The sequence below is a fragment of the Streptomyces sp. HUAS ZL42 genome, assembly GCF_040782645.1.
Classification (GTDB): domain Bacteria; phylum Actinomycetota; class Actinomycetes; order Streptomycetales; family Streptomycetaceae; genus Streptomyces.
Genome location: NZ_CP160403.1, coordinates 9,450,260 through 9,473,198 on the forward strand (window position 1 = coordinate 9,450,260; position 22,939 = coordinate 9,473,198).

General features: G+C 68.6%; 21 protein-coding genes and 4 pseudogenes. 17 read left to right on the top strand and 8 right to left on the bottom strand.

What is annotated here, in order from left to right:
• The first annotated feature begins 252 nt into the window (after positions 1 to 252).
• Genes ABZO29_RS43210 through ABZO29_RS43225 form a run of 4 tightly spaced genes read left to right on the top strand, consistent with a single transcriptional unit; the run spans position 253 to position 4,529 of the window.
• A complete protein-coding gene (locus tag ABZO29_RS43210) occupies positions 253 to 1,626 on the top strand; it encodes an ABC transporter substrate-binding protein (protein ID WP_367325672.1) in 1,374 nt (457 codons plus the stop codon).
• 17 nt (positions 1,627 to 1,643) lie between these two features.
• Positions 1,644 to 2,693: an ABC transporter ATP-binding protein gene (locus ABZO29_RS43215; protein ID WP_367325673.1), complete on the top strand. Its 1,050-nt coding sequence runs from the start codon at positions 1,644 to 1,646 to the stop codon at positions 2,691 to 2,693.
• On the top strand, positions 2,686 to 3,618 hold the full coding sequence (locus tag ABZO29_RS43220) for a carbohydrate ABC transporter permease (RefSeq protein WP_367325674.1): 933 nt from the start codon (positions 2,686 to 2,688) through the stop codon (positions 3,616 to 3,618). Before ABZO29_RS43215 ends, ABZO29_RS43220 begins: the two co-directional genes overlap by 8 nt.
• A complete protein-coding gene (locus ABZO29_RS43225; RefSeq protein ID WP_367325675.1) occupies positions 3,618 to 4,529 on the top strand; it encodes a carbohydrate ABC transporter permease in 912 nt (303 codons plus the stop codon). Before ABZO29_RS43220 ends, ABZO29_RS43225 begins: the two co-directional genes overlap by 1 nt.
• 36 nt (positions 4,530 to 4,565) lie before the next feature.
• On the opposite strand, the gene ABZO29_RS43230 is transcribed toward ABZO29_RS43225, so the two are convergent.
• Positions 4,566 to 4,979, bottom strand: a complete 414-nt coding sequence (locus tag ABZO29_RS43230) for an arsenate reductase ArsC (RefSeq protein WP_367325676.1) — start codon at positions 4,977 to 4,979, stop codon at positions 4,566 to 4,568.
• 91 nt (positions 4,980 to 5,070) lie between these two features.
• Between ABZO29_RS43230 and ABZO29_RS43235 the strand changes: the two genes are divergently transcribed.
• The 3 genes and pseudogenes from ABZO29_RS43235 to ABZO29_RS43245 form a co-directional block, all read left to right on the top strand.
• Positions 5,071 to 5,379: an ArsR/SmtB family transcription factor gene (locus tag ABZO29_RS43235; protein ID WP_367325677.1), complete on the top strand. Its 309-nt coding sequence runs from the start codon at positions 5,071 to 5,073 to the stop codon at positions 5,377 to 5,379.
• A complete protein-coding gene (locus tag ABZO29_RS43240; RefSeq protein WP_367325678.1) occupies positions 5,376 to 6,155 on the top strand; it encodes an aquaporin in 780 nt (259 codons plus the stop codon). Before ABZO29_RS43235 ends, ABZO29_RS43240 begins: the two co-directional genes overlap by 4 nt.
• Positions 6,152 to 7,138, top strand: a pseudogene (locus tag ABZO29_RS43245) (ArsO family NAD(P)H-dependent flavin-containing monooxygenase); the annotation flags it as partial. The gene ABZO29_RS43240 and the pseudogene ABZO29_RS43245, both read left to right, overlap by 4 nt.
• A gap of 222 nt (positions 7,139 to 7,360) precedes the next feature.
• Here the strand turns inward: ABZO29_RS43245 and ABZO29_RS43250 are convergent.
• Complete coding sequence (locus tag ABZO29_RS43250) at positions 7,361 to 7,729, bottom strand: ArsR/SmtB family transcription factor (RefSeq protein WP_367325679.1); 369 nt, start codon at positions 7,727 to 7,729, stop codon at positions 7,361 to 7,363.
• Between the two features lie 364 nt (positions 7,730 to 8,093).
• Between ABZO29_RS43250 and ABZO29_RS43255 the strand changes: the two genes are divergently transcribed.
• The 4 genes and pseudogenes from ABZO29_RS43255 to ABZO29_RS43270 all read left to right on the top strand — a co-directional run bounded on the left by ABZO29_RS43255 (position 8,094) and on the right by ABZO29_RS43270 (position 10,899).
• Entirely contained in the window at positions 8,094 to 9,458 is a 1,365-nt protein-coding gene (locus tag ABZO29_RS43255) for an NAD(P)-binding domain-containing protein (RefSeq protein WP_367325680.1), read from the top strand.
• Positions 9,459 to 9,485: 27 nt separating this feature from the next.
• A complete protein-coding gene (locus ABZO29_RS43260) occupies positions 9,486 to 9,953 on the top strand; it encodes an ArsI/CadI family heavy metal resistance metalloenzyme (protein ID WP_367325681.1) in 468 nt (155 codons plus the stop codon).
• Between the two features lie 7 nt (positions 9,954 to 9,960).
• Positions 9,961 to 10,144: pseudogene (locus ABZO29_RS43265) on the top strand (MFS transporter); the annotation flags it as partial.
• Between the two features lie 155 nt (positions 10,145 to 10,299).
• Positions 10,300 to 10,899: a GNAT family N-acetyltransferase gene (locus tag ABZO29_RS43270; RefSeq protein WP_367325682.1), complete on the top strand. Its 600-nt coding sequence runs from the start codon at positions 10,300 to 10,302 to the stop codon at positions 10,897 to 10,899.
• A 265-nt stretch (positions 10,900 to 11,164) separates the two neighbouring features.
• Here ABZO29_RS43270 and ABZO29_RS43275 read toward each other — a convergent pair whose 3' ends face one another.
• On the bottom strand, positions 11,165 to 11,635 hold the full coding sequence (locus ABZO29_RS43275; RefSeq protein WP_367325683.1) for a DUF3592 domain-containing protein: 471 nt from the start codon (positions 11,633 to 11,635) through the stop codon (positions 11,165 to 11,167).
• Positions 11,636 to 12,161: 526 nt separating this feature from the next.
• Positions 12,162 to 13,064 (bottom strand): hypothetical protein, encoded by a 903-nt coding sequence (locus ABZO29_RS43280; protein WP_367325684.1) that lies wholly within the window; start codon positions 13,062 to 13,064, stop codon positions 12,162 to 12,164.
• A 301-nt stretch (positions 13,065 to 13,365) separates the two neighbouring features.
• Here ABZO29_RS43280 and ABZO29_RS43285 point away from each other — a divergent pair, with 301 nt between their 5' ends.
• The gene (locus ABZO29_RS43285; RefSeq protein WP_367325685.1) at positions 13,366 to 13,683 is read left to right on the top strand and encodes a hypothetical protein; all 318 of its coding nucleotides are present in this window, start codon (positions 13,366 to 13,368) and stop codon (positions 13,681 to 13,683) included.
• Here ABZO29_RS43285 and ABZO29_RS43290 read toward each other — a convergent pair.
• Positions 13,638 to 14,339, bottom strand: a complete 702-nt coding sequence (locus tag ABZO29_RS43290; RefSeq protein ID WP_367325686.1) for a lysostaphin resistance A-like protein — start codon at positions 14,337 to 14,339, stop codon at positions 13,638 to 13,640. The genes ABZO29_RS43285 and ABZO29_RS43290 overlap by 46 nt on opposite strands.
• Positions 14,340 to 14,506: 167 nt before the next feature.
• On the opposite strand from ABZO29_RS43290, the pseudogene ABZO29_RS43295 reads away from it, so the two are divergent.
• Positions 14,507 to 15,169 (top strand): annotated as a pseudogene (locus tag ABZO29_RS43295) (zinc-binding dehydrogenase); the annotation flags it as partial.
• 307 nt (positions 15,170 to 15,476) lie between these two features.
• On the opposite strand, the gene ABZO29_RS43300 reads toward ABZO29_RS43295, so the two are convergent.
• Positions 15,477 to 16,130 carry a TOPRIM nucleotidyl transferase/hydrolase domain-containing protein gene (locus ABZO29_RS43300; protein WP_367326401.1) on the bottom strand — a complete coding sequence of 218 codons (654 nt, stop codon included), beginning with the start codon at positions 16,128 to 16,130 and terminating at the stop codon, positions 15,477 to 15,479.
• A 398-nt stretch (positions 16,131 to 16,528) separates the two neighbouring features.
• Here ABZO29_RS43300 and ABZO29_RS43305 point away from each other — a divergent pair, with 398 nt between their 5' ends.
• Positions 16,529 to 16,987, top strand: coding sequence for a winged helix-turn-helix transcriptional regulator (locus tag ABZO29_RS43305; protein ID WP_367325687.1), 459 nt, complete (start codon positions 16,529 to 16,531; stop codon positions 16,985 to 16,987).
• Between the two features lie 321 nt (positions 16,988 to 17,308).
• Here ABZO29_RS43305 and ABZO29_RS43310 read toward each other — a convergent pair whose 3' ends face one another.
• Complete coding sequence (locus ABZO29_RS43310) at positions 17,309 to 17,923, bottom strand: DUF1326 domain-containing protein (RefSeq protein ID WP_367325688.1); 615 nt, start codon at positions 17,921 to 17,923, stop codon at positions 17,309 to 17,311.
• A gap of 1,007 nt (positions 17,924 to 18,930) precedes the next feature.
• Between ABZO29_RS43310 and ABZO29_RS43315 the strand changes: the two genes are divergently transcribed.
• The 3 genes and pseudogenes from ABZO29_RS43315 to ABZO29_RS43325 all read left to right on the top strand — a co-directional run.
• The gene (locus ABZO29_RS43315) at positions 18,931 to 19,578 is read left to right on the top strand and encodes a dihydrofolate reductase family protein (RefSeq protein WP_367325689.1); all 648 of its coding nucleotides are present in this window, start codon (positions 18,931 to 18,933) and stop codon (positions 19,576 to 19,578) included.
• Between the two features lie 372 nt (positions 19,579 to 19,950).
• Positions 19,951 to 21,921: a tetratricopeptide repeat protein gene (locus tag ABZO29_RS43320; protein WP_367325690.1), complete on the top strand. Its 1,971-nt coding sequence runs from the start codon at positions 19,951 to 19,953 to the stop codon at positions 21,919 to 21,921.
• A gap of 165 nt (positions 21,922 to 22,086) precedes the next feature.
• Positions 22,087 to 22,397 (top strand): annotated as a pseudogene (locus ABZO29_RS43325) (GNAT family N-acetyltransferase); the annotation flags it as partial.
• Between the two features lie 101 nt (positions 22,398 to 22,498).
• Here the strand turns inward: ABZO29_RS43325 and ABZO29_RS43330 are convergent.
• Positions 22,499 to 22,897 carry a VOC family protein gene (locus ABZO29_RS43330; RefSeq protein WP_367325691.1) on the bottom strand — a complete coding sequence of 133 codons (399 nt, stop codon included), beginning with the start codon at positions 22,895 to 22,897 and terminating at the stop codon, positions 22,499 to 22,501.
• Between the last annotated feature and the right edge of the window lie 42 nt (positions 22,898 to 22,939).

A 22,939-nucleotide genomic window follows, 5' to 3' on the forward strand; every position in this document is an offset into this window, starting at 1 on the left:
GAGTCCAGCCCCCTGGCCGCCGCGGGGGCAATCCCATGGTGCAGGGGGAGCCCGAGCACGAGATGCCACCCGGAACGTAACCCCAGCGTGATGGTGGCGATGCAATTGTTGATCTGGGGAGTCGGCCAGCGTTACGGTCGCACATATATCGCAGAAGGGCGGAAAGTGGGTGCCCTGATGTTGTCCGACGATCTACGTGACCCACGTGCCGCACTCGGCCAGGGCCCCTGGCCCAGGCGCAGGTTCCTGCAGGTGGCCGGGGCCCTCGGTCTCGGCGCCGCCGTGGCGGCATGCACCAGCGAGCCGGAGAGTCCGTCCGGGCAGGCGTCCGTGGCGGCTCCGAGCCCCACGTTCCGGGAGCCTTCGGCCAAGCTCTCGGGCAACCTGAAGATCTTGATGTGGAGCCACTTCGTGCCCAGTCACGACGTGTGGTTCAAGAAGTTCGCCGCCGACTGGGGCAAACGGGTCGGGGTAGGGGTCGATGTCGACCTCATCGACGTCGCCAACATCCCCAGCCGGATCGCAGCGGAGATCCAGGCCGGTCAAGGTCACGACCTGATGCAGTACATCGCGACCCTCTCGCAGTTCGAGCCCAGCGTGCTCGATCTCAACGATGTCACCACGGAGGCCGACAAGCGCCACGGTGCGCAACTCGCCATGTGCAAGGAGTCCAGCTACAACCCGCACACGCGAAAGTTCTACGCCTTTGCTCCCGGCTGGGTACCCGATCCCGGGGACTACCGCAAGAGCCTGTGGGAGCCTGCCGGGTTCCCGAACGGTCCTTCGACCTGGGACGACCTGCTGAAGGGCGGCAGCGAGATCAAGGCGAACGAGAACGTCCCGGTGGGCCTTGGCATGTCGCAGGAGATCGACTCCAACATGGCGGGCCATGCGCTGCTGTGGTCGTACGGCGCCTCGATCCAGGACGAGAACGAGAACGTCGTCCTCAACTCGCCCGAGACGGTGGCGGCCGTCGAGTTCATGCAGAAGCTGTTCAAACAGGCCATGACCAACGAGGTGTTCTCCTGGAACGCCGCGAGCAACAACGAGGGGCTGATCGCGGGCAGGCTGAATTACATCCTCAACTCGATCTCGGCCTGGCGGTCGTCCCAGGAGACCAATCCGAAGGTCGCCGACGACACCTACTTCACTCCCGCGCTCAAGGGGCCGACGACGGGCCTGGCGGCCCAGCACGTCATGTACAACTACGTGATCCCGAAGCACGCCGGGAACCCGGATGCGGCCAAGGAGTTCCTGCTGCATTTCACCGACAACTTCGACCTTGCGACGTACCACTCGCGCCTGTACGACTTCCCCTCCAGGCCGAGCCTGGCTCCGCAGCTCGGCGACTGGCTCAAGAAGGATCCGTTCGGAGCGAAGCCGGCCGACAAGCTGGCCTTCCTCGGCGACGTCGAGACCGCCACGAAGTGGAGCGCCAGCATCGGACATCCGGGTCCCTCGAGCCCGGCGATCGGGGAGGTCCTCGGCACCTACGTGATCCCGAACATGTTCGCCCGTGCCGCGCGCGGCACGGAGAGCCCGCAGCAGAGCGTGCAGCGGGCGCACGAGGAGTGCGAGCGGATCTTCTCCCGGTGGCGGCAGCGCGGCCTCATCGGCGGCGGCTGAGCGGCGGGGAGTCGTCCATGGCGGTTGCGGTCGAGGTCATCAACCTCCAGAAGGTGTACGAGGGCGGGCACGTACATGCGGTCGACGGCGTGGACCTGGCCACGAAGGAGGGGGAGTACCTGATCCTGCTCGGGCCCTCCGGCTGCGGCAAGACCACGCTGCTGCGCACCATCGCGGGGCTCGAGCGGCCGACCGCGGGTGACGTGCTCATCGGTGGGTCGGTGGTCACCGGCCTGCCGCCGCGGGTCCGCAAAGTCGCGATGGTGTTCCAGAGCTATGCGCTGTATCCGCACAAGACCGTGCTCGCGAACATCGAGTTCCCGCTCAAGGCGGTCAAGATGGACCGGCCGGAGCGGGAGCGGAAGGCGCGGTGGGCGGCGGACCTGTTGGGCATCGGCCATCTGGCCGACCGCAAGCCCCGGCAGTTGTCCGGTGGCGAGCGGCAGCGGGTGGCACTGGCCCGCGCCCTGGTCCGCGACCCCCGGGTGTTCCTGCTGGATGAGCCGCTGTCCAACCTGGACGCCAAGCTGCGTGCCACCGCCCGCGACGAGTTGAAGCGCTTCCAGCAGCGGGTGGGCACCACCACGCTGTACGTCACGCACGACCAGGCCGAGGCGATGGGCCTCGGCGACCGGATCGCTGTGATGAACCACGGCAAGGTGCACCAGGTAGGGCCGCCGGTGGAGGTCTACGACGACCCGGCGGACACCTTCGTCGCGACGTTCATCGGCTCGCCGCCGATGAACCTGGTCCGGCGCGACGGCACGCTCGTCGGGTTCCGCCCCGAGCACCTGCTCCCCGTGGAGAGCGTGATGGGGGAGCGGGTCACCACACCGTTGCACATCGAGCGGATCGAGTACCTCTCCGGCGACCGTCACATCTATGGCACCGTGACCGGGCTCGGCGAGGAGACGCGAGCGATCGCCCGTCTGCCGGCCACGGTGACCATTCCGCTGCACCCCGGGGAAGAGCACGACTTCGCTGTCGGCGTGGAGCGGGTGCGGTTCTTCGAGGAAGACAGCGGCAAACGCACCGAACCCGTCCGTCTGGACTCCCGCCATGACTGAGGCTCCGCCCAATACGCGAGCGATCGCGCACACCGAGGACCGCGTCCGGCTTGCGGACCGGGAGGGATTCCTTGCGTGGGTGTTCCTGCTGCCCACGGTGGTCTACGTCATCGCCCTGGTCGCGGTGCCGTTCTTCCTCGCGATCGCCTTCGCGTTCAGCGATGTCACCGGTGGCGACCCGTCTTACGACTGGGTGGGCCTGACCAACTTCCGCAGGGTCTTCCAGGATGAGGTGTTCTGGCAGTCGCTGGGCAACACCTTCCTGTTCACGGCCGTGTCGATGGTCCTCATCGTCGTACTCGGCCATGTGCTCGCGAATATTCTCGTCGCCGACTTCCGCGGCAAGTGGATCGTCCGCTTCATGGTGCTGCTGCCCTGGACGACGCCCGTCGCGCTCTCCACGATCACCTGGCTGTGGCTGCTGCACTCGATCTACAGCCCGATCGACTGGGTGCTGCGCAACGTCGGTCTGATCGACGGCAACGTGTACTGGCTCGGCCGTCCGGCCACCGCGATGATTTCGATCATCGCGGTGCACGTCTGGCGGCTGGTCCCGCTCGCCGCCGTCATCATGATGGTCGGCCTGTTGTCGATACCCAAGGACATCGAGGAGGCGGCCCGCATCGACGGCGCCGGCTACTGGCGGCGGATGTTCGAGGTGACCATTCCCCTGACGTTCCCGCTGATCGCGGTCGCCGCCCTGTTCGGCGCGATCTTCACGTTCACCGACACGGCGGTGGTTCAGGTGCTGACCGCGGGCAAACCGGAGAACTCCACCCACGTGCTCGCGAGCTGGGCCTACACCCGCGGCATCGGGGGTGGCGACATCGGTCAGGGCGCGGTGATCGCGCTGTTCCTCTTCCCGCTTCTGCTCGCCGCCGCGATCCTCATCCTGCGCGCCGTACGGCGGACGGAGACGCTGTGATGGCCACCGAGACGAGCGCGCCGCCGGACGTCCTCGATCCGCGTCAGGCGGAGCGCCTGCGCCGCCACTACGCCCGCCGGCATCTGATGGCCCGGGCCGGCCTGTACGTCGCAGCGGTGCTGACCGCGCTGGCGTGCGCCGGCCCGTTCCTGTGGAGCGCCATGACGGCGACCAAGCTGAACGCCGACCTGTACAACCCGGATCACAGCCCGTTCTGGTACCACGAGCCACCAACGCTGGACCACATCAGTTACCTGTTCACCGACACCGCCTTCCCGACCTTCGCCTGGAACACCCTGTGGGTCGGCCTGCTGGTGGTGGCGATCACCCTCGTCCTGGGCATACCCGCGGCGTACTCCATCGCACGACTGAACCGGCCCTGGGCCGGCCCGATGGGAATCGCGATCTTCTTCGTCTACCTCATCCCGCCGAGCCTGCTGTTCCTCTCCCTCACCCGGATCGTGGTCTGGCTGGGACTGCAGGACTCGACCTGGTCACTGGTGGTGATCTACCCCACGATCACCATTCCGGTGTCGACATGGCTGCTCATCGGCTTCCTCAAAGCCCTCCCGCGAGACATCGAGGAACAGGCGATGGTCGACGGCTACAGCCGGCTCGGCGCACTGCTGCGCACAGTCCTGCCGCTGCTGTTCCCCGGCATCGTGGCGGTGGTCGTCTTCGCCTTCACGCTGACCGCAAGCGAGTTCATCTACGCCCTGTCCTTCATCTCGCCGACCGGCGAAAAGGTCGTCAGCACGGGCGTGCCCACCGAGCTCATCCGCGGCGACGTGTTCTTCTGGCAGTCGCTCCAGGCATCGAACGTGCTGATCGCGCTGCCCATCGCCTTCGTCTTCAACCTGTTCCTGGCCCGGTTCGTCTCCGGATTCACCATGGGGGCGGTCAAGGGCTGATCCCGAAGACGATGACGTCGCGTGCCTCGCCGCCGCTTACGCCGTCTTCTCCGGCGCGATCTCCTTGATCAGGCCCTCGACCAGCTTCTTGATCTCGTCACGGATCGGGCGGACGGCCTCGACGCCCTGGCCCGCCGGGTCCTCCAGCTGCCAGTCCAGGTACCGCTTGCCGGGGAAGACGGGGCAGGTGTCGCCGCAGCCCATGGTGATGCAGACGTCCGACTCCTTGACCGCGTCCACGGTGAGCATCTTCGGGACCTCGGCGGAGATGTCGATGCCGACCTCGGCCATGGCCTCGACGGCGGCCGGGTTGACGTGCTCGCCCGGGTTGGAGCCGGCGGAGCGGACCTCGACGCGGTCCCCGGCCAGGTGGGTCAGCCACGCGGCGGCCATCTGGGAACGGCCGGCGTTGTGGACGCAGACGAACAGCACGGAGGGCATGTCGGACATCAGAGGTCTCTCTTGTCTCACGACGGCATCAGGCATGAATGACATCAGCACCTGGTGGTGTCAGTCACCACTGATGTGACAGTATCAGCGCATGATGACGTCAGTCGATACTGACCTGATCCGGGTCCTGGCCGACCCGCTCAGGCTCCGGATCGTGACCTTGCTCGCCAAGGAGATGCTGTGCACCACCCACCTCGTGGAGGAGACCGGTGCCCGGCAGACCAACCTCTCCAACCACCTGAGAGTGCTGCGCGAGGCCGGGGTCGTCGAGACGGAGCCGTGCGGCCGGTTCACGTACTACCGGCTCAAGCCCGACGTCATCGCCTCGCTCGCCGGTCAGTTCACCGACCTGGCCGAGTCCGCTCGCACCGCCGCCGAGAACAAGAGGGCCTGCCCATGACCCCCGCCGAAGCCGCCTCGACCGCGGAGTCTGCGACACACGCCGCCGAACCCGAGTCCGTCGGGCCCGCCCCCGGGGCCACCCCGCCGCGTAACCCCCTGGTCGCCCGGGCCGCCGCCGAACTCATGGGCACGGCGCTGCTGGTGGCGGTCGTGGTCGGCTCCGGCATCCAGGCCACCGAACTGACCAAGGACGTCGGCCTGCAACTGCTGGCCAACTCCACGGCCACCGTCTTCGGCCTCGGCATCCTGATCCTTCTGCTCGGCCCGGTCTCCGGCGCGCACTTCAACCCCGCCGTCACCCTGGCCGAGTGGTGGACCGCCCGCCGCGGCGGCGCCGGGGTCACCCTGCGCGAGGCGGCTGTGTACGTGCCCGCGCAGATCGTGGGCGCTGTCGCAGGCGCGATCCTGGCCGACGCGATGTTCGGCGAACCGCTCGTGAAGTGGTCCACGCACGACCGCTCGGCCGGGCACCTGCTCCTGGGCGAGATCGTCGCGACCGCAGGCCTGATCCTGCTGATCTTCGGCCTCGCCCGCGCCGACCGGCTGCAGTTCGCGCCCGTGGCCGTCGCCTCCTACATCGGCGCCGCCTACTGGTTCACGTCCTCGACGTCGTTCGCCAACCCGGCGGTGACCATCGGCCGTGCCTTCACCGACACCTTCGCGGGCATCGCGCCCGGCTCGGTCCTGGGCTTCATCGGCATGCAACTCGTCGGTTCGGTCGTCGGATTGGCCCTGGTGGCGCTCATCTTCATGCCCGGACGATCGGCCGAATGAGCCACCGGACGCAGGTGGTGGTGATCGGCGGCGGCCCGGCCGGGCTCGCTGCCGGCTACCACCTACGCCGCCTCGGCCTCGACTTCGTCATCCTCGACGCCCGGACCACACCGGGCGGCGCCTGGCAGCACACCTGGGACTCACTGCGCCTGTTCTCCCCGGCCGCGTACTCCTCGCTGCCCGGCCACCTCATGCCACCGCAGGCCGGTGAGACCTACCCCGACGCGCAGCACGTGGTGGAGTGCCTCACCGACCACGAGAAGCGATACGAACTGCCGTCGAACGGCCCGTGCGCGTCCTGGGAGTTCACCGGGACGGCCGACTCCTGCGGGTGGAGACCGACTTCGCCACGTGGTAGGCCCGCTTCGTGATCAGTGCGACCGGCACCTGGTGGCGGCCCTTTGTCCCCGCTGTCCCCGGCCGGGGCGGCCTTCGGGGGCCGCCAGTTGCACATGGTGGAGTACCGCAGCCCCGCCGACTTCGCAGGCCGACGCGTGATCGTGGTGGGTGGGGGCAACTCCGGCGCCCAAATCGCCGCCGACCTTGCCTACGACACGGACTCGACCTGGGTTACCCCGCCTCCGCCGCGCTTCCTCGCCGATGACATCGACGGCCGCGCCCTGTTCGACGCGGCCACCGCCCGCCGCCGCGCGCTCGACGAGGGCCGCACGGACACCGGCGGAGTCGCCTCGCTCGGGGACATCCTCGCCGTCCCGGCAGTCCGCAAAGCCCGCGACCGTGGCCTGCTCAAGGCGAGCCCGATGTTCACCCGTCTCGTCCCCGGCGGTGTCGAGTGGGCCGACGGTACCCGCGCCGAGGCCGACGCGATCATCTGGTGCACGGGCTTCCGGCCTGCCCTGTCCCATCTCGTCCCACTCCAAGTCCGCGGCCGACGCGGCCACATCGCCACGGAAGGCACGCGGTCGGTGGACGAGCCGCGCCTGCACCTGCTCGGCTACGGCGACTGGACCGGCCCTGCCAGCGGCCGGGGTCGCGGCGTTCGCCGTCTCCTACGGGCTGTTCGCGATCGGCGGCGGGGCCGTCGCCTTCCTCGGGATCCCGTTCATCCTGGCCCGGCATCGGCGCCGTCGAGACAGGCCTGCTTCCGTTGTCGCCGTGCCGGCTCCCCAGGATCTGCGAGGTTCGGCCTTCGGCCTGCTGGCTGGCCGCTGAAGGCGGGACGCCCGTGAACCTGCGGAATCGGCTCAGCGCATGCTGCCGAGCATCTGGCCCATCGCAGCGACCACCGACGGCTCCACCCGGTAGTACACCCACGTACCGCGCCGTTCGGAGGTGAGCAGCCCGGCCTCTTTGAGCTTCTTCAGGTGGTGGGAGACGGTCGGCTGGGAGACGCCGACGTCGGAGATGTCGCACACGCATGCCTCGCCGCCCTCATGCGAGGCGACCAGCGAGAACAGCCGCAGCCGCACCGGGTCGCCGAGCGCCTTGAACATCAGGGCGGTCCGTTCGGCCTCTCCGGCGCTCAGCGGACGCTCGGTCAGCGGCGGGCAACAGGGCACTGCAGACTCTGGGACCTCGGGCTCCAACAGCGGCAGTGCCTTGATGTTCGACATACGCCTATGTTGACACACGTCGAAGTAACCCGGCCAGGGCCCGGAGGGCAGCCCTCGCCTCACGCCCTCCGGGCGGCGGGGTAGCCGTGTTCGCCGAGCGCCCGGCTGGGCGAGGTCCGGCCGGAGTGCGCTGCAGCGCGAAGCGGACCGGATGCCATGCCGCCGGGGTGACCCGCGCCTGCGCAGCCGGCTCGGGGCGACCCGGGTGAGGCTGTCGTAGTCGCGCCCGGCCAGGAAATGCACTCGAGCGCGTAAACGCGTAAGCCTCAGATTCGATGAATATCTATGTTGACGCTCATCGAAACAGGTGCGATGCTGGCAGCGCAAGAGATCGACGGATGTCGAAGCAAAGGGGAAAATCCTCGTGAGCGCCTCCACCACCGACCAGCTGCCCGTCGTGGTCATCGGAGCCGGCCCCACCGGCCTGGCCGCAGCCGCCCACCTCATCGCGCGCGGCATCGAACCGCTGGTCCTGGAAGCCGGGCCCTCCGCCGGCACCGCCGTACGCGACTGGGCGCACATGCGGCTGTTCTCCCCCTGGATCGAGGTCACCGACCCGGCGGCCGAGAAGCTGCTGGCCCCGACCGGCTGGACCCGCCCCGACGGCACCACGTACCCCACCGGCGGCGACTGGGCCGAGAAGTACCTCCAGCCGCTCGCCGACGTGCTGGGCGACAAGGTCCGCTACGGAGTCACCGTGACCGGCGTGGCCCGCGCGGGACGCGATCGCATCGTCGACTCGGGCCGTGACGAGCAACCCTTCACCGCGCACGTCCAACTGACCGACGGCGGCGAGGAGCGCATCACCGCCCGCGCCGTCATCGACGCGTCCGGCACCTGGTCCACCCCGAGTCCGGTGGGCGCGAACGGCCTGCCCGCCCTCGCCGAGAAGTCGGCCGCCGACCGCCTGTCCTACCGCGTCCCGAACCTCAACGACCCGGCCGTACGCGCCCGTTACGCAGGCAAGCGAACCGCCGTCGTCGGCTCGGGTGCCTCCGCGTTCACCGCCCTCGCATACCTCGCCGATCTCGCGAAGGAGGAGGACGGCACACACGCGGTATGGATCTTGCGCCGCGGTATCGGCGCCAACACCTACGGGGGCGGCGAGGCCGACCAGCTCCCCGCACGCGGCGCCCTCGGCCTGCGCGCCAAGGCCGCAGTCGAGAACGGATACGCGAGCGCGGTCACCGGCTTCCGCACCGAGGCCGTCGAGCGCGACGACGACGGCCGCCTGGTCCTGGTCGCCGAAGACGGCCGCCGCCTCGACCCGGTCGACGAGGTCGTCGTACTGACCGGGTTCCGCCCGGACCTGTCCTTCCTCTCCGAGATCCGTCTCGGCCTCGACGAACGCCTCCAGGCCCCGACCGTCCTCGCCCCGCTCATCGACCCGAACGTCCACTCCTGCGGCACCGTCCACCCCCACGGCGTGAAGGAGCTCTCTCACCCGGAACAGGGCATCTACCTGGTCGGCATGAAGTCCTACGGACGGGCACCCACGTTTCTCGCCATGACCGGCTACGAGCAGGTCCGCTCCATCACCGCCGCGATCGCAGGCGACCAGGAGGCCGCCGAGCGAGTAGAACTCACCCTCCCGGAGACGGGGGTGTGCGGAGGCGCGGGCCTGTTCGACGAGCCGGAGAACGCCGAGCAGTCCGGCGGCGGTTGCTGCGCCGCCCCCACCACCCTCCAGATCGGCATCGGCGCCCCGGTCTCCTCCGGCGGCTGCTGAAACCCCACCCCACCAGAGAGGTTCGCCATGACATCCCGTGTACAGCTCGCCCTGAGGGTCGCCGACCTCAATGCGTCGGTCGCCTTCTACACGAAGCTCTTCGGCACCGAGCCCGCCAAACTCCGCGACGGCTACGCCAACTTCGCCATCGCCGAGCCTCCGCTGAAGCTCGTCCTGATCGAGGGCGCAGCAGGCGAGGCAACCCGCATGGACCACCTCGGCGTCGAGGTCGACAGCACCGAAGCGGTCCACGCCGCCACCGTCCGGCTGGGCGAGGCCGGCCTTGCCACCGACGTGGAGAACGACACCACCTGTTGCTACGCCCTCCAGGACAAGGTCTGGGTCCACGGTCCAGGCCAGGAACCCTGGGAGGTTTACGTCGTCAAGGCCGACGCGGACTCCCTGGCCAAGCAGCAGGGCAGCACCTGCTGCACCGGCCCGGCCGAGGCCGACACCGGCGCGAAGGAACCGGCCGTCGCGGGCGGCTGCTGCTGATCCCACGATGACCGACGTCCACACCAGCGACGCCGTGACCGGGACGGGGACCGGTCACGGCCTCGCGCCGTGCCCGCCCTGTGCGCCGCCCAGATCACGAGCTGGGGGATCGTCTACTACTCCGTCCGGTCCTCAACCCGCAGATCACCGCCCAAACTGATTGGTCCGCGGGCGCGACCACGACGGCGTTCCCGAGCCCCATGGGCCAGGACGGGCACCCAGGGTCTGAGTGATCAGCTGGACTGCCGGCCGCCACTCGTCTTCATCCGTGCCCTGGACCCAGCCCGTACGGCCTGGCACACAATTGCCTCGCGCACGAGCCGCCGTGCGATCTACCCTCGCGGCCATGACGTCACACGATGCGCCTGGAGGCTCCCGGATCGCTCCCGGTGGAACCGGGCTGGTGATCCGGCAAGAGACCGCTGACGATCACCGAGACGTGCGCGAGGTTCATACGCGCGCCTTCGGTGACAGCGAGCGGGTTCCCGGGCTCGTGGAGGCACTTCGCGTTGCGGAGGCCGCGTTGGCACCGATGTCCTTCGTCGCCACCGTTGATGACCGGGTCGTCGGACATGTCCTGCTGAGCGCGGCGCGGTTGGACGCTCCACGCCGGATCGTGGACGTCCTGTCCCTGTCACCGCTGGGCGTGGTGCCCGAGTTCCAGCGTCAGGGCATCGGTACCCAGCTCATCGCGTACGCCCTCGCGGCGGCCGACAACCAGGGAGCGCCGTTGGTGTTCCTGGAGGGTTCACCGCGCTACTACGGAACGCGCGGCTTCGAGGCTGCCGGCGCCGTGGGCTTCCGCTCGCCGTCGCTGCGTATTCCTGAAGCCGCGTTCCAGGTCGCCCGGTTGTCCGCTCACGAGCCGTGGATGACAGGCACCTTCGTCTACTCAGAGATCTTCTGGGCCTTCGACTGCGTCGGCCTGCGCGACCCCGAGGCCTGAGGGGCTACCCGCAGACACTCGACTCAGAATTACCGTACGGAGGGTGATGACCCGTCGGCCGGATGGGACGTCGGAGAGCGTGCAGTGTGGGAGGCGTACCGGCGCGGCGATTGGTCCGGCCTTCTGGCCCGGTGACTATCACGCAGGAATTCCGCGTGAACCGGCGCATCGTGAACGGCGCACCGCACCTCAGGATCGCTGCCCAGTCGGTTGCCGTCGACGAGTCGCGATGTCGTAGCGGGCGATGCGCGGTTGAACTCGTGGTCTAGGAACGTCTGCGCGTCGCCAGTGCCACGATCGTCCCGACTCCCGCGATACCCAGCCCGATCCCACCGAAGATCAGTGGTAGCAGCCACAGCGAGGCGAACCCATTGATTCGCGCGTCCTCGGGGCTATCTGCGCGGTAGAGCACCTCGACCCGCTCACCCTCCTCGTACGCCGGTGGATTGGAGCCCGTCGAGTCCCGGAACGTCCTCCGCATGCCATCCGCCGACGTGAACTCGACCACCGGGTACGCCACGGGCTTGTCGTCCATCCGCTTCTTGCGAGATACGCCGCTGTGGTCGTTCCGCCACTCCAGGGCAACCACCGTGCCCGGGGTACGTTCCGCACCCACCAGGAACGAGATCGACACCCCCGCAAGGATCAGCCCGACGACAAAGAACAGCGCCCCGAACGCGATCGCTCCGAAGGTGATCCACCGGCGGGCACCCTGCCCACGCACCTGAACCTGCACGACGTCCCCCTCACTCGTCCGGAGTAGGAGGACGCTATCTCAGAGATCCCGATCGCTGTGTACAGGCCCCCGGGGGTTCCACCGGCTGCGCCGCCGCGGCTGGGTCGCCCGGGCTCTGACGCTGACTCCGAAGTTCGCGGGCAACCGGGAGATCCGCCACCTCGCAGAACCGGTCTGCGCACGACGGTGATCTGCACACCCTGGCCGACCGACTGATGGACGCGAGCCGGCCCCCATCGCGGGCACTGTACCTGTGCACTCCGCTCACGTGTCGCAGGGACTTGAGCGGCCGGTCATGTGACCGCCCTGTGCCCAGGTTGTCGTTGCGGTACGCGGCCCGCACCGCCGCCCCGCATCTGGGGGGACACCCGCCGAGGACCTGGCCGCAGCCGAATCCGCGCCCTCGCCCTGGGCACCGTGCGCGCCAACACAGAGCTTGAGCTCTTGCGGAGCACTCTGCCGGAGCGGTGTGTTGAAGGTGCGAGGGCCGAGCGCCCCGGTCCATGGCGTCGTTGTCGGCCTACGGCTACTCCCCGCGCAGCTGCTCGATCGCGTCCAGCACTCCTTTCCGTCCGGCATGCGTGCTCTCGTAGGCCTCGATCACCGTCAGGTCCGCCTGGGACAGGGTGGGCAGGCGCCGCTTGATCTGGTCCGTGCTGAGCTGGCTGAATCCATGAATCGGCAGATCCTCCTCCCCCCTGACCGAGCCCAGAACTTCCTCGGCCATGGGAGTGGGCCGCGGTGTCTCCCGTGCCGCACCTTCTGCTGCATCTTTGGCCTTCTGGACGCCTCGCTGGGCCACGTCACGAACCTTGCCGGAGGCGGTCCGCACCGTCTTGGCTGCCGCGTCGGCCAGACCGCCGTTGGGACTCTGACCCGGGCCGAAGCCGTTGGTAGATGCCGCAACGGCACGTGCGTGCTCAGCGAGGCTGTCCTCCAGCGCCTGCAGCAGCTCCTCGTCCTGACGGCGCAGAGAGCCGAGCAGCTCGGCCGTGGCCGGCTCGTCAACCTGTTCGGCGAGGACCTCCCCGGCCCGGCACGCCGCCAGCGCCCGCGCCGTAGCGGCGTACTCGTCCTCCGCATTCCTCAGCATCCGCCGCGCACCGGCCGGGCCCCTGCCGGGCACCACGTCCGCCACGATCCTCGCCCCGATCGTCAGCGGCAGCATTGCCGTGCGCACCGCTCCCCGCGAGACGAACCGCGCCAGACCGGCCGCCGTGTCCCATACGCCCCGAGGCTGGAGAGCGCGCACCTGATGGTGAATGCGCTGCAGACTGACCTCGACCTCGTCGGCCTGGCTTTCGAGCATCTGCCGGTACGGGCCCGGCGGCGTGACCGACGCATCCGCCCGGAACCGGTCGAGGACCGCGACATGGGCCTCGCGCGCATCCTCCAGCGCCGGTACTAGCTCCTCCGTCACCACTGCCATGCGGGCTCCCAGAACGAAGAACGGGGCGGCAGTTTGCCGCACACGGGAAGAGGTCACCCTCAGCACCATCGCCGGCCGGGCAACCGGCACCATCCTGCGGCACCCGCGCCAAGTCCGCCTGGTCGGCCATCACCGGGAAGACCCCTGGTGCGCCCAGCCATACGGTGCTGGTGACGCGGATGAGAATCTGCGGGATTGGCCCGTTCGGGTGAAGGGGAACCTCCGCACCGCGCAGAGGCGGGGCCAGACCTCTCCCCTGAAAACGACAGTTCCAAGGCGGGACTGTTCGGGCTGATCCGTCGTGTCGCCGAAGAAGGCGCCACGCGCCATCCGCGCCATCCTCGTCATCCCCGGTTTGATCGACACCCCAATGGGCCTGAGCGTCTCCGCACAGCGGGCATCGAGAACCACATCGTTCGAACGGATCCCGTTCGGCCGCCAGGGCACGGTGTGGGAAGTGGCCGCGGCCGTCACCGTGCGGCGCGGCACCGGTCAGTTCGTGCGCTTGAACCGTCATCGGCGGGTGAGGCACACCGAGGGCGAATTCGTGACGCGTACCGACTGTCCAGCCGCTCAGGTGGTGGGCCACCACCGGGGCGCCGCCCAGGCCACCGCGTAGCCGAGACCGTTGACTGCCCAGTGCAGCGCCGCCGGCGCCAGCAGGCTGCCGGAGCGACGCCGCAGCTCGCACAGGACCGCCCCGGCGGCGACCGTGGCCGCCACGGCTACGGCCACGGTCGCCGCCGCGCCCGCCGAGCCGCGTCCGAAGGCCGCTTCGACGGCGGTGTTGGAGCGGTTGAGGCCGCGGGAGGGCAGCAGATGCCACAGGCCGAAGAGCATGGAGGACACGGCGGTGGCCCACACCGTTCCGCGTCGGCGACGGATCATGGCCCACAGCACACCCCGGAAGGCGGTCTCCTCCAGCAACACCGTGCCGAACGGCACCCGCACCAGTACCCGCCACAGCAACTGCCCGACGGACAGGCCGGTGGCCCGGGAATCCCGGAATACCTCTCGGCCGGCCGGATGGGCCAGCAGGAGCAGGAGGACAACGAGGACAGCACCGGCGAGGACGGGCGCCCACCGAAGTCCTTGCCGTACACCCGCCGCGTCGAGTCCCAGATCGGCGAGGGTGAGGCCGTCCCAGCGGGCGATCAAGAGCAGGACCGCCGTAGCGGCCACACAGGTGAGCACGTACGCGTAGGGGCCGGGCGCGAGCCAGTTGTTGACGAGGTTCGCGGCGGCCAGGACGGCAACAGCACTGAGGATCCGCATCCTGTGTCCAGAATCCTCCCTCGGGCGTCCGGCGTCCCGGTCTCCGTTCGGCAGACGCAACAACCCGAGGAAGATCTTGTTCCGCGGGGCACGGAACTGGACGGGGTCCGCGGCTGAGGAAACCGACGCTGTCCCACATCGGTGTGCCCCGCATCCAGCGACTGACGTACTTGAGCACCCTGGGGGGCACCGGCCTGACCGCTTATGTGGGCCTGACCCGGATCGCCCGGCTGAAGGAGGGCGAGGACCTGTTCGTGTCGGCCGCAGCGGGCGGCGTCGGCACGGCGACCGGGCGGTTCGCCCGGCTGCTCGGTGCCGGACGGCTCGTGGGCAGTACGGGCTCGCCGGCCAAGGCCGACCACCTCACGCGGGAGGTCGGCTATGACGCTGTCTTCAACCACCACGACGGGCCCGCCACCGACGTGCTCGCCAAGGCCGCGCCGGACGGCATCGACGTGTTTGTCGACAACGTCGGCGGCGAGCAACTGGCCGCAGCGGTGGGAGCACTGCGCGAGTTCGGGCGCATCGTCCGCATCGGCACGATCAGCCAGTACAACACCCCCGACGCGCCGCCGCCGCACTTCAACTACGCGGACATCGTGGAGAAGAGCCTCCGCATGGAGGGTTTCCTGGTCCGCAACTACCGTGACGTACAAGAAGAGTTGTACGAATTTGCGGTACCGCATCTGCAGAGCGGCCGACTCGCACTGGACGAGACGGTGGTCGACGGGTTCGAGCACATCGTGGACGCGTTCCTGGGCATGCTGCGCGGCGAGAACACCGGCAAGATCATCGTGCGGGACCGCACCGAAGCTCCGTCCGCAAACTGACACCCGAACGCCGGTTTCATGAGGGCGGACTGAGCCGCCAGATCATCAAAGAACTCGGCATCGCGGAGCGATGCCGCTTCCCGGGCCTCGGCACCCGACGTTGTAACAGGCACTTTTCGCGCTCTTCCCGGACCGGATTCGGCCTCCGGCACTCGTTGGTCCAGCCCCCGAGCGACCTGGACATCCTCGGGCGCACCAGCCGCGAACCGGGCGATCGTCACCAGCCTCGAGGCACCGCCGAGCATGGCGAGGGCGCACAGGTCTTCTGCGGAGGCCGCACACCTGCACGGCGGCGGCGTCGACCGTGTCAGACGTGCGTGAGGAGGCGCTCCAGCGGCCGGGGAATGCGCTCGAGGCCCAGGTGCGCAACCAGCGCCTGCGCGTAGAGCGCTTTGCGACCGCTGTGCGTACCCATGAAGCGCCGCAGCTGGTGCTCCACAGGCCGTTCTCGCTGGGCCGGCTGACCCTGAAAGGTGTGGAAGGGGCGCGTCTCGCCCTGGGCCTCGATCACCTGCTGCACGCCCTCGGCCCCGAGGGCGCGGATCAGCTCGTCCTCCAGGTCGGCGACGCACACGTGGAATCCGAGTGTCTCCAGTCCGGCGTGTGTGAGACCGGACCCGAGCCCGACCCGCTCCAGATGACGCCGGAAATGCCGCTCCTCTCCGATGTCGCAGAGACCGGCCAGCGGGAGGTCGAGTCCTGGAGGACCGCACACGTCCAGGAATCGCCCGATGTTAGTCGCGCCTCCGAGCGGTACCACCGCGACGCCCTCCGCACCGAGGTCGCGGCCGTGGCGCGTGGCCAGCGCTTCGAGCGCGATCTGATCGCTGCTCCCCTCGACGAGCACGATCGTCCGCACATCGCCGGCCAGCTGCCGCGCCACCGCGGCGGCCGCACCTGCCGCCGCCCCGCCGGCCGCCCACGCGACCAGCGCCAGGCGGAATCGCCTCAACTCGTCCACGAGAACCTCGCTTCCCGACGCCATCCTGGCACGGCTGAGATCCCGTACGCATGCACGTTTTCCGGGGGCGGTGACTCAAGGAATCGGTGGAGGTGAGGCTGCAGGGTGCCATCGGTAGAGCGGATGTGAGCGGCGTACAGAGTGCGAGTTGCCTTGACCTCGCTGTGGCCGCGTGGATCGGCGTCCGACAGTCATCGGGGCGCTGCCCCCTCCGATCGGGCCGCCGCTTTCCGCGGCGCCTCCGGTCTCGGGGCCTACCGAGAGTGAGCTCCGCGACCTTTCCTCTGAATTGTGAATAAAAAGTTAGGTGTATAGCGTCACTTTGATGGCGTGGCCGACCGCGGGAGCGAGTCCCCGGCGTTGAGGTGGAGGTGAGTGCCGTGCCCTCGGGAAGGCAAGTGTCCGGCCCCCTGGACGACGAGCCGGCGTGCTCCATCGAGCGGAGCCTGCAGATACTCGGCGATCGGTGGACTCTCCTGGTGCTGCGCGAGATCTTCTCCGGCAGGCACCGGTTCGCTGAAATCCAATCCTCCCTCGGTATCGCGTCAAACCTGCTCAGTGGCCGGCTCAAGGTTCTCGTTGACGCCGGTGTGCTGCGCACGCTGGCGTATCAGGAGGCTGGCAGCAGGCATCGGCAGAGCTATCACCTGACGTCGGCCGGGCTTGAGTTGCAGATCGTCCTGGGCGCGCTTCAGCAGTGGGGTGACCGTCACCGTCCGCGGCCCGCGGGTCCCTCTGTTTCCCGGCGGAACCGCTCCACGGGGCAGGCCGTCCACGTGGGGTTTCTCAGTGACGACGGTCGCGAGGTCCCCATGGAGGATGTGTCGCTGACGGCAGTACCTGACGCTCAGGGTTGATCCCTCCGTCAGGCTGCAATGGCGGAGGCGCCGGCCGCCCAGGCTGTCCTCGGGACTGCGCTGAGAGCCTGCCCGCACCTCAGTGATCACTCTTGGGCCCGCGGGTTTCCGGGCGACCCGGCCAGCCGCCGAGGTTTCCCCTCCTGACGCTCCTTGCTGCGGGCGCCGAGTCGCGTTCGTCGTCCGCGCTGCGGGACACCACCATTCACTGCTGCGGGCGCCGCCGCGGCGGGCGCATGACCGCCCGTGCGCAGGCGGCGGCCGCCGCGGAGAGCATCCGGCACAGTGCGAGTCGCCTGTACCGACGTGAGCGTTGTGGGATCACGCCGCCCACGAGAAGGGGGCCGCGTGGGCGTTGCTGCCTGTGAAGTCCCATGACCGGCCGTGTACGCCCTTGCCGGTGGCCCGGGTGGATCGGGCGATGGTCACCGTTGTGTTCGCCGGGTGGAACAGGCCTGTCAGTTTCATCACCGGGCCGTCCTCGCCGTACTGCGGGGCCACCTGGTCCTCGATCTCGATGTCGATGGCATCCCCCACGACCACCGTGTGGCGGCGACCGTCGTCGCGGTAGTCGATGGGGACGCGTTCGACGCCGAGGACCTCGCCGACGAGGGAGGCAACGGTCTCCATCGGCCCGCCCGCCTGGCCGGAGAAGACCCTGCCCAGCGCGTCGGCCTGGCTGTCGTTGGCCGAACCGTCGACATAGAGCGCCACCTGCCAGCCGCCGTGGGCCATGACACGGGGTGCGTCGGCGAAGAGGACGACGTTTCGGTTCGACACGTCCACGCCATCGACCTCGCCCTGGTCGACGTGGAACGCGAGGGTCACCTGGCAGCGTTCGGCGTCGGCGGGTGCGGTGAGGCCTGAGGTGGTGCAGGGGCACACCACGTCACAGTTGCAGCTCTCGAAATACGTGCCGCTCAAATTCCAAGCCATTCTTTGTCTCCTGCCTGATTCGCAGGTCTGCCGGCCATGCATGGGGTGCCCCGAGGGTGCAGCACAGTAGGGCGCTGCTCGGGAGCCCCGACGGCATCGGGAAGGACGGGCCGAGAACATATCGCGAGCCTGCTCGGCCATGTCCGCATCGGGAGAACCCGTCCCAAAGTCGCCCAAGCACTTCCAAGGCTAGTCCCACACCCGCACCAGACGACGCTCATCACGTCTGACCCCCTGGATTGTATTTTTGAAGTTAGCTGCTCGGGTCTTTGCGATGAGCGATCACTCGCAGTTTCATGTGCATGTGGTCTCGCGGTCCTCCTGGAAGGTGACCTTCGAGAACGCCCCGATCACCTCGTCGACCTGGACACCGTTGAGCGGCTTGCCGATCTGGTGACCCACATTGAGCAGGACCCCGATCTGACCGTCGTCGTGTTTCGGACAACCTCCTGCGTCTCAGCAAGGTCCCGGCCGTCACGATCTCGGCGATCAACGGCCGTGTCCGAGGTGCGCGAAGTGAGTTCGTCCTGAGCGACGACTTCCCGGCCCGACTCGCAGCCTAGTACGGCTATGCCAACCGCCTTCTGCCCGAGGGGAGCTGGACGACTTCGTCGACACCTTCGCCCGCCGCATCGCCGGCTTCGACAAGGCCGCGATCTCCGGCACGAAGGAGTTCGTCGGTGCGGCCACCGCGATCCCTGGCGGGTGATTACACAGCCGCTGTGGCCGCCTTCAGGCGCACGGCGAGGGTCCGGAGAGCGTGGAACGCCTGCGCAGCCTCTTCGAACGCGGACAGCAGAAGCCTCAGGGCATCGAACTCGGTCTCGGTGCAAGCACATCGCCGAGAAGTTGTGAGTCTCTCCGGTCCTCCTGCCGCCCCCTTCTTTTCAGCCGGGACACGGCCTCCGGTACATCGAGGTGTGTCAGGTTCAGCATGGATGGAGGGCATCTATGAGACCTTGGGGGAAGAATTGGCATTGGACTTCGCAGGAAAGGAGTCGCCATTCATGTCACTCGCCCGCGTCCACAACTTCTCCATCTCACTCGACGGCTTCGGCACCGGTGAGAACCTGAGCCGTGACGCGCCGTTCGGCCACGCCGGCGAACGGCTGCACGAGTGGATGTTCACCACCCGGTTCTGGCACGAGATGACCGGCAAGCCCGGCGGGACCGGCGGCCTCGACGACGCCTTCGCGCGGCGGTTCACGCCCGGGATCGGTGCCGAGATCATGGGCGCCGGGAAGTTCGGCCCGCCCGGATGGCACGAGGACCCGGACTGGAAAGGGTGGTGGGGGCCCAACCCGCCCTTCCACACACCGACTTTCGTCCTCACCCATCATGCGCGCCCTTCGATCGAGATGGAGGGCGGCACGACGTTCCACTTCCTCGACGCTTCGCCCGCCAAGGCGCTCGAGGCGGCCCGCGAGGCTGCGGGCGGCCAGGACGTACGCATGGGCGGGGGGCCCGCCATGATCCGCGACTTCCTTGCCGCCGGGCTCATCGACCACATGCACGTTGTGGTGGTCCCGATCCTGCTCGGCCGAGGCGTACGCCTCTGGGACGGACTGGAGGGCCTCGAGAAGGACTACGAGGTCGAGGCCGCCTCCTCGCCCAGCGGAGTTACGCATGTGACGTTCACCCGTGCGGGTCTCTGAACCGCCTCGGTCGAGGACCCGGAGCGCGAGGACAGGGCTCGAGTGTCGTTCCAGGTCACGGAGCCCCGCCCCGCCCGGGACTGGGCGCCCTGCTTCGCACCTGACCTACCGCCACACCACCACCTGGCGATCCGGCACCCGCGGCCGACCTCCCATCAGCTTCGGCCCCCGGGCCGGGCAGCAACGCCTCGATCAGCGACCACAGTTGATGCGACACGATCCACGGGCCGCGACTGTCGTCGTCCCACGACCACAACAGCCGTACAGAGGACTTCGGAGAGTTGGCACGCCTTGCGCGTCCGCTCCGTGCTCGGTCGCGATCTGCCCCCGGAAAGGGGGTGAGGCGAACGATCTGACTGTAACGTCGATCGCGTGCTGGCTACAGTTCTCGGGCTGATCGGCGGCATCGCGGCCGCAATCATCGGTGCGTGGGCGGCGCTTCGCGCTCGGCGCCTGCCGAAGTCGCGCGTCGAGCTGGTCGACGTGACCATTGCGCCGTCGTCGGGTTCGGCCTCGGGCCCGCGAGACATGTCTCCCGTGCTCGATGTGAAGGTGCGCAACACGGGAGGCCAATCGGCCGTACTCAAGCGACTCGTGGTGCGCGTGCACCGGGCCGTCCGGTGCGGGAGCATGTTTTCCAGCATGCGGCTGACGCCCTACCGCGCCGTTTGGATGGGCGCAGCCTTGCCAGTGTCCGCCACGTACGACGCTGCGATACCGCCGCCTGAAGACGCCGGCGATTTCCGGGCCGTCATCGACCTGTCCCAGGTGGTTGCGCAGGGAGAGGCGGATCGGTTCGAGGTACGCCTCGGCATGAAACCCACCTTCGACACGTACGTGTACGGGCTGGACCTGGAGATCATCTACGATGGCGACGATCGCATGATGAGTTCACCGATGGTGGCTGTCGCCTTCCCACAACATGATTTCGTTTACTCGGCTGACGAGATCCGGACCGTGATCAACCACTTCCTGGACGATACGAGGAAGGTCCGCGACGCGATCGACAGAGAGATGACCGAACGCGGGCTGCCCGTCCCCGAATGGGAATCCGCTCCGCCCCGGTGCCGAGCCGACCTGCCTGACGGCCTCGTGTCGGTGGACGGGATTGCCGACGTCCACGCCTCCGGCGCACAAGGCATCTACGAGGTTACGGAGGCGTTCTGGGATCCGGGACGAGCGATCACGGGTCATCTTCAGAGCTTCGAGCGGGTGTATCGCGAACTCGTCGACATCACCGTTGGCGCGGCAGTCGCAGACGACGTCCTGACGGCGTCGCTCCCGCAGGCCGAGGCCACGCTGGCTCAACTTCCGGCGCTGTACTCGGAATTCCGGGTTCCGGCGACGGCGGAGGTCGACCGCCTCGGCGAACCGGCGGTCACCAAGCAGCCGGCCAAGCTGATGGCGGAGATCCTGGATCACCACGGCGAAGCCGTGGCGCGAGAAGCGGCACTTGAGGAGCTGCGGAGCCGTATCCGGGTCCGTGACGAGGGAACCTTCTGGTTCCTCGGTCAGTTGCTGGCAGGGGAGGACCGCCTGAACGCGTGGCTTGCGCACATCGGCCTTGGCACGATACCGAGCGCGTCATCAGCGGCCGAACTGCTGGACGAGTTCCTCCGGCTCCGGCGTCCGGGCGACCGGGGCTCCTTCAACGTCCGGCGCCGGCTGGCCAACCGCCGACGTGGCCATGACGCCGCCGGCGCTGCGGCTGCGCTCGGGACACTCCTGGACGACGAGTCACGGGCACTGGGACCCGAGCACCCCGACACATGTGCCACGCGCATCGAACTCTTCCTTTTCCTGAGGGAGGCGGGCGACATGGCCGCCGCCGCCACGGTTGCCGCCGACATCGTCGCTGACCAGCGTCGGACGCTGGGACCGGATCACCAGCGCACCCTGCTCTACCGGCACAGCCTCGGATTATGCCTGGGTGAGGCGGGGGATCACCTGAGTGCCGTCGAGGTGTTCAACGAACTTCTCGGCGACGCCATGCGGGTGCTGGGTCCCGACGATCCCGTCACCCTTGATGTCCGTCATGAGCTGGCCCGATGGCGAGGGAAGGCGGGGAACGCCGCGGGCGCCGCCGCCGCGTTCGCCGAAATAGTCCCGGATCGTATCCGCATCCAGGGGCCCGACCACCCGCATACGCTCATGTCACGACACAACCTGGCGCTGTGGACAGGCGAGGCGGGAGACGCCACGGGCGCCGCCGCGTTATTTGCCGAGCTGGTAGTCGACCGGCGGCGAGTGCTGGGCCGGGAACACCCCGACACCGTCAAGAGCGAGCGCGCCCTGGCCCACTGGCGAGAGCAGCCTGGTCCGCACCATCACACGGTCCAATGAGCGCATGTCTCACGTGGTCATGGCGCGAGCTGCGGCAGCATTGAGCCTTCCTCGTGCCCCCTTCCCGAATGCCCGAATCCCCACCACGCCGGCCCGCCCGAAACCGGGTGCGGACTGTCGGCGCGGTGGTGTGTCATCGGGGCAGGCAAGCCGGGAGTCGACGGGCTGAACGAAGCTGTGGGCGCGCTACGGCAGTGGCGGCACGAGGGGGTGCCGATGCAACTGCACCCGGGGACCTGGGCTGGTTCTGGCGGTTCGGCGCAGAGGCGACAGCCGCAGCGGTCCGGACCTGGAGCCGGGACGGACGGATTCTCGCCGTCGGCCTGCTGGACGGTCCCGAACTGTTGCGGCTGATGATCGCGCCAGACGCTCAGCGGGACGTGGAGCCGGCACAGCAGCCGGTCGGGGACGTGACCGGGCCGGAGAGCGGCGTACTGATCGAGGGGAGGGCGTACGTCGAGGCGCCGACGGGCTCCCGGCTTCCGCATCCACGTGCGCGATCGGACGTCCGGCGTCGATCCGCAGACACAAGCACGGACGTCCTTCGAGGGGCAGCGGTGCGTTTCGATGTCCCCTGTCAGCGTGCGAACTTTTCGATGGCCGCTGGGGTGACGGGGGTGAAGAAGTTGACGAGGTTGCCGTCGGGGTCGCGGAACAGCAGCGACCGGTTGCCCCAGGGCATCGTGGTGGGCTCGTTGACGAAGTCGGTGACGAAGCCGGTCAGGTTCTGGTGAACGCGGTCCACGTCGTCGACGAGGAACTCGGTGATCACGCTGTGGTTGTCCGCCGGGCGGGCAGAGCCCGGGGCGAACAGCGGGACCGTGCGGGTGCCGGCGATCGCGAGGGTGGCGCCGGCGGTCCTGAGTTCGGCGAAGTCCTCGGTGGCCCACGTCGCCTGCGCCCCCGTGGCTCGCTCGTAGAACTCGACGAGGCGCGCTACGTCGCTGGTGATGATGCGGATCGAGACGAAGTCCATGGGGATCTCCTTGGTTGTGCTGGAGGCGTGCACGTCGCAGGC

Excerpts from the sequence above, each read along its gene's own strand:
- ABZO29_RS43215 (WP_367325673.1), top strand. The coding sequence starts at position 1,644 with ATGGCGGTTGCGGTCGAGGTCATCAACCTCCAGAAGGTGTACGAGGGC.
- ABZO29_RS43220 (WP_367325674.1), top strand. The coding sequence starts at position 2,686 with ATGACTGAGGCTCCGCCCAATACGCGAGCGATCGCGCACACCGAGGAC.
- ABZO29_RS43225 (WP_367325675.1), top strand. The coding sequence starts at position 3,618 with ATGGCCACCGAGACGAGCGCGCCGCCGGACGTCCTCGATCCGCGTCAG.
- ABZO29_RS43230 (WP_367325676.1), bottom strand. The coding sequence starts at position 4,979 with ATGTCCGACATGCCCTCCGTGCTGTTCGTCTGCGTCCACAACGCCGGC.
- ABZO29_RS43235 (WP_367325677.1), top strand. The coding sequence starts at position 5,071 with ATGATGACGTCAGTCGATACTGACCTGATCCGGGTCCTGGCCGACCCG.
- ABZO29_RS43240 (WP_367325678.1), top strand. The coding sequence starts at position 5,376 with ATGACCCCCGCCGAAGCCGCCTCGACCGCGGAGTCTGCGACACACGCC.
- ABZO29_RS43250 (WP_367325679.1), bottom strand. The coding sequence starts at position 7,729 with ATGTCGAACATCAAGGCACTGCCGCTGTTGGAGCCCGAGGTCCCAGAG.
- ABZO29_RS43260 (WP_367325681.1), top strand. The coding sequence starts at position 9,486 with ATGACATCCCGTGTACAGCTCGCCCTGAGGGTCGCCGACCTCAATGCG.
- ABZO29_RS43270 (WP_367325682.1), top strand. The coding sequence starts at position 10,300 with ATGACGTCACACGATGCGCCTGGAGGCTCCCGGATCGCTCCCGGTGGA.
- ABZO29_RS43280 (WP_367325684.1), bottom strand. The coding sequence starts at position 13,064 with ATGGCAGTGGTGACGGAGGAGCTAGTACCGGCGCTGGAGGATGCGCGC.
- ABZO29_RS43290 (WP_367325686.1), bottom strand. The coding sequence starts at position 14,339 with ATGCGGATCCTCAGTGCTGTTGCCGTCCTGGCCGCCGCGAACCTCGTC.
- ABZO29_RS43310 (WP_367325688.1), bottom strand. The coding sequence starts at position 17,923 with ATGGCTTGGAATTTGAGCGGCACGTATTTCGAGAGCTGCAACTGTGAC.
- ABZO29_RS43315 (WP_367325689.1), top strand. The coding sequence starts at position 18,931 with ATGTCACTCGCCCGCGTCCACAACTTCTCCATCTCACTCGACGGCTTC.
- ABZO29_RS43330 (WP_367325691.1), bottom strand. The coding sequence starts at position 22,897 with ATGGACTTCGTCTCGATCCGCATCATCACCAGCGACGTAGCGCGCCTC.